Below are 11,237 nucleotides of genomic sequence, written 5' to 3'. Positions count from 1 at the left end.
TAGACTCGGCGCGGGATGGTCAGGCGCAGCAGTTCCAATGGCGATGGTTTTTGTTTACCGGTTTGTGGATCACGGCCTAGCAGCAATGATCCAATTTCCACACTGCGAATACCTGCTTCCAGATACAGCGCATTATTCAGGGCCTGTGCCGGGAATTGTTCGGCTGGAATATGAGGCAGCAGGATTTTGGCATCGACAAACACCGCATGACCGCCGGTAGGATATTGAATCGGAATACCGCCAGCACGCAGCCGCTCGCCAAGATACTCTACCTGCCCAATACGGTATGTCAGGAAGTCTTCATTCATCCCTTCCTCCAGCCCAATAGCCAGCGCTTCCATGTCGCGGCCGGCCAACCCACCGTAAGTGACAAAACCTTCCATCGGCACGCAACGGATACGAACGTCGTTGAATAGGTCTTCATCGGTGCGGAAGCAGCACAAACCGCCAATATTCACCATCGGGTCTTTTTTGGCTGACATGGTGAGCATGTCGCCGTATTGATACATTTCCAGAATGATCTCTTTGATCGACTTGTCGCTATAACCTGGCTCGCGTTGTTTGATAAACCAAGCATTTTCACAGAAGCGGGCGGAGTCGATGACCACCGGAATATTATGCTGTTGAGCAATTCGATACACTTCGCGCATATTGCTCATTGAAATTGGCTGCCCACCGGAGCTGTTACAAGTGACGGTGGTAATAATTGACACCACGTTGTCAGCGCCATATTCGGCAATTGTTGCTTTCAATTGGTCTAAATCGAAGTCACCTTTCCAGTCATAATAAGCCACAGTATCAAAGGCTTTCGGGGTGACGACGTTGATAGCTTTAGCGCCATTCATCTCAACGTGAGCGGCGGTGGTATCAAAATGGAAGTTGGAAATAAATACCGGGTTCTTGGCGCCACCGGCTTTTTGTTTTTTCGCAATCAGGCAAGGGAACAGGATTTGTTCAGCGCCACGGCCCTGATGTGTTGGGATAGTAAATGGGTAGCCAATCAGTTTTTTAACCTGATCACACAGGTGATAATAGTTACGTGAACCGGCGTAGGCCTCATCACCCATCATTAAGCCAGCCCACTGACGGTCACTCATTGCCCCGGTGCCGGAGTCAGTCAGTAAATCAATATATACATCTTCACTTGGTAATAAGAATGGATTATAGCCCGCTTCAATCAGTGCTTTCTCACGATCTTCCCGATTGGTCATCCGAATATTTTCGACCATTTTAATGCGGAAGGGCTCAGGGATGCGTTTCATGGCTTATTACTCCAAATATCATTTTTTTTGGATATAGATATACCGTGGCTAATAGGATTGGCTAAAATTAAAAATAGCGATCCGTATTACCTATGACGGCAACAAAATAAAGAAATGAGTTTTTTCAGCCTAAGCTGAATAAGCAATGGGGGAATTAACGCGGGAAATCGTTGGCAAGGCGGTAATCAATATTAAACCAGGCTCGGCTGTCGCCGGAGATGCGTGCTTGGTAACGCAATGCAATGCGTGTCATAAGGCGCCCTCTAGGTGTGGATAGTGAGTAACAGCATAGCGTTGTTTAAAAAATAAAAAGTGATATTCAGCACAAATTACAATCAATTAAAACTATATTAGAAGCACTAATATTTATGTAATCTAATAGGTTACAGTGCTGTTATATAACAGTATGATTGATATGAGGTTTGGGTTTTACAGTCAATGGGAAGTGAATGGGGAATGATTTTTCTGATTAGGATTTTTATCGGTTTTTAATTGTTGGGTCAGGAGCTTCCTGACACCAACAATATACTCACAAAATGAACTAAAAATAATTAACGCAGGAATTCTGGCTGTTGTTTTTCGTATGCTGAAATATTGTTTTCGTGCTGCAATGTCAGGCCAATGCTGTCTAAACCGTTAATCATGCAATGACGACGGAAACTATCAATTTCAAAAGAATAACTTTTCCCTCCGGCATTCACCGTTTGGTGTTCTAAATCGACAATAAACTCGATACCTTCATTCTCTTTAACCAGCTGGAATAAAGTATCAATATCACCTTCACTTAATGTTATCGGTAATAATTGGTTATTAAATGAATTGCCGTAAAAAATATCAGCAAAGCTCGGAGCAATAACCACTTTAAAACCGAAATCTGTCAGTGCCCAAGGTGCATGTTCACGTGATGAACCGCAGCCGAAATTTTCGCGCGTTAATAAAATGGTCGCACCCTGATAGCGAGGTTGATTCAGTACAAATTCCGAGTTAGGGACTTTGCCAGCATCGTCCAGAAAACGCCAGTCGTTAAACAGGTGCTGACCAAAACCAGTGCGCGTTACTTTTTGCAGAAACTGTTTCGGGATAATCGCGTCGGTATCGACATTCGCCGCATCCAACGGAGCGACCAGGCCCCTATGTTGAGCAAAACCAGTATGTTGAGCAAAATCAGTATGTTGAGTAAATTTTGTCATGGTGGTATCTCCGATTAGTGGGTGGCAGCAGATAAGTCGCGGACGTCAGCAAAGTGACCACTGACCGCAGCGGCGGCTGCCATTGCCGGGCTAACCAAATGGGTGCGCCCCCCACGGCCCTGACGCCCTTCAAAGTTACGGTTGCTGGTGGATGCACAGCGCTCGCCGGGTTCCAGACGGTCGTTATTCATCGCCAAACACATGGAGCAGCCGGGTAAACGCCACTCAAAACCGGCTTCGATAAAGATTTTATCCAAACCTTCCGCTTCGGCTTGTGCTTTCACCGGGCCGGAGCCGGGCACCACAATCGCCTGTACACCGCTGGCCACTTTACGCCCTTGCGCCACTGCAGCTGCGGCACGTAAATCTTCAATACGCGAGTTAGTGCAAGAACCGATAAAGACTTTATCAATCGCGACTTCGGTCAATTTGATTCCGGGGCGTAAATCCATATAAGCCAAGGCTTTTTCGGCTGAAGCGCGCTCAACAGGATCACTAAAGGACTCGGGTGCCGGAATAATTTGATTAACCGCAATCACCTGACCCGGATTGGTACCCCAGGTCACTTGTGGCGCGATATCAGCGGCATCTAAGGTCACCACAGTATCAAATTTAGCGTCAGCATCAGATTTCAAGGTGCGCCAGTAGGCCACGCCTTGTTCCCATTGCTTACCCGTCGGGGCGAATTGACGGCCTTTCAGATAGTTAAAAGTGGTGTCGTCCGGTGCGACTAAACCGGCTTTGGCGCCCATTTCAATTGCCATATTGCACAATGTCATGCGGCCTTCCATGCTCAGCGCTTCAATCGCGCTGCCACAGAATTCCACTACATGACCAGTACCACCGGCGCTGCCGGTTTTGCCGATAATTGCTAACACGATATCTTTGGCGGTAATGCCTGGGCCCACCTCACCATTGACTTCGATTTTCATGGTTTTGGCCCGACCTTGTTTCAGCGTCTGAGTGGCCAACACATGTTCAACTTCTGAGGTACCGATACCAAATGCTAATGAGCCAAACGCACCGTGGGTCGCGGTATGGGAGTCACCACAAACAATCGTCATTCCCGGCAATGTCATTCCTTGCTCTGGGCCAATAACATGGACAATGCCTTGGAATGGGTGATTCAAGTCATACAAAGACACGCCGAATTCAGCACAGTTCTTGATCAACTCCTGCATCTGAATGCGGGCCATTTCACCACTGGCATTGATATCTTTGGTTTGTGTCGAAACGTTGTGATCCATGGTGGCAAAGGTTTTACCCGGTTGACGCACCGGGCGACCCATGGCGCGCAAGCCATCAAAGGCCTGCGGCGATGTGACTTCATGCACTAAGTGGCGATCGATATACAACAGCGGGGTTTCATTCGGCGCTTCGTAAACGATATGTGCATCATACAATTTTTGATATAAGGTCTTGTTTTGATATAACGTTTTGCTCATATTAAACCCCCTCAGCCACGAACTTAGCAATGATATCGCCCATTTCGTTGGTGCCGATTGCTTTGCCATCACCGGCTAAATCAGCAGTGCGATAACCTTGTTCCAATGCCTGATTGATGGCGTTTTCGATAGCCGCCGCCGCATCGTCTTTACCTAAACTAAAGCGCAACAATAGGGCTAAAGAGAGAATTTGCGCGATGGGGTTGGCAATGTTTTTGCCCGCGATATCCGGTGCAGAACCGCCCGCGGGTTCGTATAAGCCAAAGCCTTGTTCGTTCAGACTGGCCGAGGGCAACATGCCCATAGAGCCGGTAATCATGGCGCATTCATCTGACAAAATGTCGCCAAACAAGTTAGAACACAGCAAGACGTCAAACTGGGATGGATCCTTAATTAACTGCATGGTGGCGTTATCAATATACATATGGGACAACGCAACATCTGGATAGTCCGCCGCAATAGTGGTAACGACTTCACGCCACAGAATGGAACTCTGCAACACATTGGCTTTATCAATAGAAGTAACTTTGCCGCCACGTTTGCGAGCGGACTCAAAAGCAATGCGGGCAATACGTTCAATTTCAAAGCGATGGTAGACTTCGGTATCAAATGCACGTTCGTGCGGCCCCTGGCCTTCACGACCTTTGGGTTGGCCGAAATAGATCCCGCCGGTTAATTCACGCACACACAGAATATCGAAACCTTTCGCCGCGATATCACTGCGCAATGGGCAGAAATCTTCTAATCCTTGATACAAACGCGCAGGGCGCAAGTTACTGAATAATTTAAAGTGTTTGCGTAATGGTAACAGTGCTCCGCGCTCAGGTTGCTCCGCCGGTGGTAAATGTTCCCATTTAGGGCCGCCCACTGAGCCGAATAAGATGGCATCAGCTTGTTCGCATCCACTCACTGTTGCTGGCGGTAACGGGCTGCCATGACGGTCGATAGCTGCGCCGCCGACATCATAAGCGCTGGTTGAAATCTTGATGCTGAAACGCTGGCGCACGGCATCCAATACTTTATTTGCCTGAGCCATTACTTCAGGGCCAATACCGTCTCCGGGCAAAACGGCAATATGATAAGTCTTAGTCATGTTCACACCATTTCCTGATTATTTTGTTGCAGACGCTGCTTCTCGATTTCTACCTGATGAGCGCGCCAGATGTTATTTAATACGTGAACCAACGCCTTAGCAGATGACTCGACAATATCTGTGGCCAGCCCCACACCGTGGAAGCGGCGACCTTTATGGTCAACCACGATATCAACCTGACCTAATGCGTCTTTACCCTGACCATTGGCAGACAGTTGATATTTCACCAGTTCAATGGGGTAGTCGGTAATGCGGTTGATGGCTTGATACACCGCGTCAACCGGGCCATTACCGGTGGCGGCTTCTGATTTGATTTCTTCACCACATACCAATTTCACTGATGCGGTCGCCATCACACTCGAACCAGACTGCACACTGAAATAGTCCAAACGGTAATGCTCTGGCTCTTCCTGCTGCTTATTGATGAATGCCAGAGCTTCCAAATCGTAATCAAAAACTTGGCCTTTCTTATCCGCCAGCTTCAGGAACGCGTCATACAAGGAATCCAAATTGTAATCTTTGTCCTGATAACCCATTTCTTCCATCCGGTGCTTCACTGCGGCACGACCAGAGCGGGAAGTCAGGTTTAACTGCACTTCTTTCAAACCGATGGATTGTGGGGTCATGATTTCGTAGTTTTCGCGATTTTTCAGCACGCCATCCTGATGAATACCGGAGGAGTGAGCGAATGCATTGCTACCGACAATAGCTTTGTTTGCAGGTATTGGCATATTGCATAATTTACTGACCAATTGGCTAGTACGGTAAATTTCTTGATGATTAATATTGGTATGTACGCCCAACATGTTTTCGCGCACTTTAATGGCCATGATCACTTCTTCCAGTGAACAGTTACCTGCGCGCTCACCCAAACCATTAATAGTTCCTTCTACCTGGCGTGCCCCGGCTTGCACTGCGGTAATGGAGTTAGCAACCGACATACCCAAATCGTCATGGCAATGGACCGAGATAATGGCTTTATCAATATTCGGTACACGCTGATACAAGTCAGTGATGATGCCGCCGAATTGATATGGTGTGGTGTAGCCGACGGTATCAGGAATATTGATGGTAGTAGCACCGGCATTGATTGCGGCTTCTACGATACGGCACAAGTTGTCAATTGGGGTACGGCCTGCGTCTTCGCAAGAGAATTCTACGTCATCGGTATAGTTGCGGGCGCGTTTCACTGAATGTACCGCCATCGCCAACACATCATCAAACGAGCGCTTTAATTTGGATTCTATATGTAAGGTAGAGGTCGCCAAAAACACGTGGATACGGAATGCCTCGGCAATACGCAAAGCTTCTGCGGCAACATCTATATCTTTATCTACACAGCGGGCCAAAGCACAAACCCGGCTATTTTTCACTTGCTGCGCGATGGTGCGCACGGATTCAAAATCGCCAGGTGAGGAAACCGGGAAACCGACTTCCATGACATCAACACCCATCCTTTCCAGTGCTAACGCGATTTGCAGCTTCTCTTTTACACTCAGGCTGGCTTGCAATGCTTGTTCACCGTCGCGCAAGGTTGTATCGAAAATAATGACTTGTTGGCTCATGGGTTATTCCTTGTCGTGTTTACTTTTGCGCTTAGCGGGTAAAAAAAAACCCGCGCATTTGCGCGGGCTTGTTAATCTTGATGACTGAATCAGTTCTGATTTCCGTCCACCAACATACCGCGCAAGGGAGATGCGTTAAGTAGTAGGCTTAGTAGACGGGTTGAGTAGAACATAATTTTTCAGTTTCTCATTAGTTAAAATATTGCGTTGCATAAATTGATACGTGAATTCTATGGTTGTGTCAACATTTGTTTAAAATGGCGTGTTCAACTGGTTACACGGACTCTAAATTCCTTATAACGACATATAAAACCTAAAAATTAAACTTTTAAGTTTTATCATCTAAAAATCCAAGATATTTTTTTTACTTTGTTTGGTATAACGTTAAGATTATGGATTATTGTTCTCTTTACGATTTTATGAACGGATGGACTATTTACTCTCAGCTTATGGCCTGTTAAAAACCGCGTTAGGGAATAGGGGTGCTGAGAAGAGTTAAACGTAATAGGTTAATAATCAAATAATCCCACAGTAGTGGATCTTATTTTTTATTTATATAGATAAGAGGTTTATATATATTATATTTTATCTTATCACCTGGATTGGTTCATGTTTCTTATATTTTATGACTATTTATATTAATTATAACTAGATCAATGTCAAAACTCCTCGCTATTATTGTTTTTTTAAGATCAATTAAGGATTAATAAGTTATAAGTGGAGAATTTATTATTCATTAATGCCATAGTTGTTAATGTTCTCATTTTGTGATGTGATCATGTCAAGGTTATATTTTAATGCTGACAAGATGTTGTCTTGTTATTGATAATGTAGATTAGTTTTATTCACCATGCAAAATATTTTGCATATGTTCATTGTTTATATGTATGCCTATGGATATTTACTGATCACCAAATGCATTAGGTGTGATTTATGTTTTCGCACTTATACAAGGATGAGACTCGATTCTACCTCGTTGAGGTATTAAAGAGAATATTGGTATCATTAATGATAAGTGTTCAAAGATATTTTGAAAGAGAGACAAATATCTATGAGGTTATTTATTAATCATGCCATCTGCATAAAGCTTAGTGGAGTTAAGCATGTTTGAACACAACTTAGTAATCGACAGTCAAGTCACTAAAAAGGAAGGTAACGATGTTCATTTACGCAGTGTTGACCTTAATCTATTAACTGTTTTCGATGCTGTGATGCAAATGCATAATGTCACGCGCGCAGCACAGTCACTGGGAATGTCCCAGCCTGCGGTAAGTAACGCTGTTGCTCGTCTTAAAGTGATGTTTAATGATGAATTGTTCGTGCGTTATGGTCGAGGTATTCAGCCAACGGCCAGAGCGCGACAGCTTTTTGGCCCTGTTAGGCAAGCATTGCAATTAGTACAAAATGAGTTGCCAGGTGCGGGGTTTGAAGCTAAAAACAGTGGGAGAGTATTTAATCTATCTATTTGTAGCCCTCTGGATATCAGGTTGATAGCGCCAATTATACAACGAGTTAATCAATTAGCACCTAATGTTCAGCTCATTGTTAGATCTTACCTTAATGAGAATATTGAGCATCAATTACGTTATCAAGAAACAGAGTTTGTGATAGGTTATACCAAATTCGAACGTTCAGATTTTCACCATGTCTCATTATCCAATGATGAATTAGTTTTAGCTGTATCTAAAAATCACCCACGTATTGATAATTCAATTACGCAAGAACAACTCCTTTCTGAATTACATGCGATTGTCTCATTGGATAAAGTGGGTTCTTTCAGCCAACTTTATTATGAATCAGCTATTAGCACTAAAACTATTGCTTATGAAAGTACTGATATGAACAGTGTGCTGAATATTGTATCTCAAACTAGTTTTGTCGCCATTGCTCCTCGCTGGTTGGTTCAAAAATACAGTGAAGCGCTTAATCTGAAACTGATTTCCTTACCTTGGGAAGAAACATGTCGCCCATGTTACCTCACCTGGCATGAATCAACGGATAGAGATAAAGGACATCAGTGGATGAAAGAACTACTCAGCCAGCTTAGTATTCCTTCTTAATTATTATCGTTAAGTCCTGCTGCTGAAGTTGTCTTATTCTCAGTGGCAGGCAAGGGCCGCAGTTACCTTTAACATCATTATTTCTGGTGTTTAATTATGATCTAATCCAGCCAAATACTTTTATCCGCTTTAATTCCCTCTCCATGACTCTGACTGCTGTATTTTTCGTCAAAATCGATTTCAGCTCACACTTCTGTGCCGAATTTTATTTGCCATAGCCTATAGAGTGAGTAGACTGCGCGAAAAAAAGTGAACGCATGTAAGCTGAAAGCTAACAGGCAAAAAGTGGCGGTACACTTTAACGAATGATTTCCCAGCGAGCTGCGACGTTTATGACCCAAATATTAGATCAATACCACCTTGTGCGCCGTTTGCGCCAACAAATAAGCCAGAGAACCGACAAAGTCGCCTTTCGTGAATGGTCGCCAGAAGGCGAAAATCAGCTGACCTGGCGGCAGATTGATGCGCACGTAACGCGGATCTCTGCGGCTTTGTTGTCCTTGGGCGCTGCCATCCAAGAGCGTATTGGGATTTTTGCTAATAACAGCATGGCATGGTCATTGGCGGATTTAGCTATTTTACAGATTCGTGGCGTGAGTGTGCCGTTGTATGCCACCAATACAACGGCTCAAGCGGCTTATGTAGTGAATGATGCTGATGTGCGTATTTTGTTTGTCGGTGGACAAGCACAATTTGACGTTGCGATCACACTCAAGCCGCTGTGTCCGCAGCTTAGCCATATTGTTGTATTAGATCCTGGTGTTGATTTACGTGGTTGCGAATATGCTCAACATTTGGCTGATTTTGAACAACAACCAGATGCCGTACAACAGCATCTATTAACCGCGCGTATAGACGGTTGCGATTTAAGTGACTTATTCACCTTGATCTATACCTCAGGTACCACCGGGGAACCGAAAGGTGTGATGCTGGAGTACCGAAATATGGCGGCTCAGCTCTACTTACATGACCAACGTTTGACTCTGACATCTGACGATACTTCTCTTAGTTTCTTGCCGCTGTCTCATGTGTTTGAGCGGGCCTGGAGTTTTTATGTCATGCATACTGGCGCGCAAAATGTGTATATCAGTGACACTAATTGGGTACGCGCAGCGATGCAGGCAGTAAAACCGACCGTCATGTGTGCGGTTCCCCGTTTCTACGAGAAAGTGTTTAGTGCCATTAATGACAAAGTTGCTCTGGCGAAATGGCATCGCCGGATGTTATTCCGCTGGGCGGTAGGATGTGGCGAGCGCAAATTCCAAAATTTGCAAAGTGGGCAAACCTCATCGTGGTTCTCTGAGCAGATGTATAAGCTGGCAGATCGTTTAGTCTTGAGTAAATTGCGCGGTGTTCTGGGTGGGAAAGTTCGCTTTTTACCGGCCGCAGGTGCTCGACTGGATGATAATATCATTCTGTTTTTCCAGGCAATTGGTATCAATATCAAATACGGCTATGGCATGACAGAGACCTGCGCCACCGTTTCTTGTTGGGAAGAAAAAGATTTCCATTTTGGCTCTATCGGTAAGCCATTACCGGGGATCGAGGTGCGTCTGGGCGCTGAAAATGAAATTCAGGTGCGCGGTCCGATTGTGATGCGCGGCTATTTCAATAAACCCCAAGAGACGACGGAGTCTTTTACGGAAGATGGATGGCTCAAAACAGGTGATGCCGGCGCATTAGATCCTCAGGGGAATTTATTCATCACTGAACGGCTGAAAGATTTGATGAAAACCTCCGGTGGAAAATATATTGCGCCGCAGATGATTGAAGGCACCTTGGGTCAGGATCGATTTATCGAGCAGATTGCTATTATTGCCGATACCCGCAAATTTGTTTCGGCGCTGATTGTTCCGTGTTTCGAATCACTGGAAGAATATGCTCATTCGATAAATCTGAAATACCATGACAGATTAGAACTGTTGCGCCATAGCCATATTGTCAGTTTGTTTGAGCAACGGCTGAAAGATATGCAAAAAGAGTTGGCAAAGTTTGAACAAGTTAAGCGTTTTACTCTGTTGCCGCAGGCCTTCACGATGGAGACCGGTGAATTGACTCCGACCATGAAATTACGGCGTAAAATCATTCTTCAGCGTTATCAGAATGAAATTGACTCCATGTACCGCGACTGATCCAGCATCATTTTCACTGTAACGGCCGATATCTGTCTGATGATAGCGGCCGTTGCTGACTTTCTGACCACACGTCTCTCTTCTCCTCTCTCTTTGCGCGCAGTGACTATTTTGCTGCACCTGATGTGCAAAAATTCTCAGCCTGATTTAGTTCTTTGATTAATGAGTAAGTCGGCGCGAAAAACAAGTTTGTGGGAGCTCAGGCAGTGTTTTATTTTTCTGATGAAGAAAAATCCAGTTTGTGACCAACACAATTGCCTTTAACACAGATAATTGCTGTTTGCCTGCCAGAAATTCTGACGTTATGTTAATAAGTTAGTTATGTTAATAAACATTAGAACTATAACAAACAAAGATAGGAATACAGGGCGTTGTGCCTTTCCTACCGGATTTCGTGGAAATGATTTCCCGTTATCCAATGAGCAAACTAAGCCTGGAGGCAAAACCCATGGAGATGTTGTCAGGAGCCGAGATGGTTGTCCGATCGTTA

8 protein-coding genes are annotated in these 11,237 nt (G+C 44.9%); 2 read left to right on the top strand and 6 right to left on the bottom strand.

Features of this window, described 5'->3' with window-relative positions; all coding sequences use genetic code 11:
- The 6 genes from ACNSO8_RS05865 to leuA form a co-directional block, all read right to left on the bottom strand.
- The coding region (locus ACNSO8_RS05865; protein WP_418394095.1) for a tryptophanase at nt 1-1,262 on the bottom strand (1,262 nt) is incomplete at its 3' end.
- Nucleotides 1,263-1,416: 154 nt separating this feature from the next.
- Complete coding sequence (tnaC, locus tag ACNSO8_RS05860; RefSeq protein WP_005156906.1) at nt 1,417-1,515, bottom strand: tryptophanase leader peptide; 99 nt, start codon at nt 1,513-1,515, stop codon at nt 1,417-1,419.
- A gap of 298 nt (nt 1,516-1,813) precedes the next feature.
- Nucleotides 1,814-2,452 carry a 3-isopropylmalate dehydratase small subunit gene (gene leuD / locus ACNSO8_RS05855; protein ID WP_418394094.1) on the bottom strand — a complete coding sequence of 213 codons (639 nt, stop codon included), beginning with the start codon at nt 2,450-2,452 and terminating at the stop codon, nt 1,814-1,816.
- A 14-nt stretch (nt 2,453-2,466) separates the two neighbouring features.
- Entirely contained in the window at nt 2,467-3,897 is a 1,431-nt protein-coding gene (gene leuC / locus ACNSO8_RS05850; protein ID WP_046051602.1) for a 3-isopropylmalate dehydratase large subunit, read from the bottom strand.
- A 1-nt stretch (nt 3,898) separates the two neighbouring features.
- Nucleotides 3,899-4,990, bottom strand: a complete 1,092-nt coding sequence (leuB, locus tag ACNSO8_RS05845) for a 3-isopropylmalate dehydrogenase (protein ID WP_418394093.1) — start codon at nt 4,988-4,990, stop codon at nt 3,899-3,901.
- A 2-nt stretch (nt 4,991-4,992) separates the two neighbouring features.
- Nucleotides 4,993-6,555 (bottom strand): 2-isopropylmalate synthase, encoded by a 1,563-nt coding sequence (gene leuA / locus ACNSO8_RS05840; RefSeq protein ID WP_005167047.1) that lies wholly within the window; start codon nt 6,553-6,555, stop codon nt 4,993-4,995.
- 1,103 nt (nt 6,556-7,658) lie between these two features.
- Between leuA and leuO the strand changes: the two genes are divergently transcribed.
- Together leuO and ACNSO8_RS05830 are read left to right on the top strand one after the other, a co-directional pair.
- The gene (leuO, locus tag ACNSO8_RS05835) at nt 7,659-8,615 is read left to right on the top strand and encodes a transcriptional regulator LeuO (RefSeq protein WP_411919097.1); all 957 of its coding nucleotides are present in this window, start codon (nt 7,659-7,661) and stop codon (nt 8,613-8,615) included.
- A gap of 332 nt (nt 8,616-8,947) precedes the next feature.
- The gene (locus ACNSO8_RS05830; protein WP_418394092.1) at nt 8,948-10,747 is read left to right on the top strand and encodes an AMP-dependent synthetase/ligase; all 1,800 of its coding nucleotides are present in this window, start codon (nt 8,948-8,950) and stop codon (nt 10,745-10,747) included.
- Nucleotides 10,748-11,237: the final 490 nt, after the last annotated feature.

The sequence above is a fragment of the Yersinia sp. LJYL362 genome (assembly GCF_048323875.1).
The sequence above is the reverse complement of the archived record's forward strand: the minus strand, read 5'-3'. Positions and strand labels throughout refer to the sequence as shown.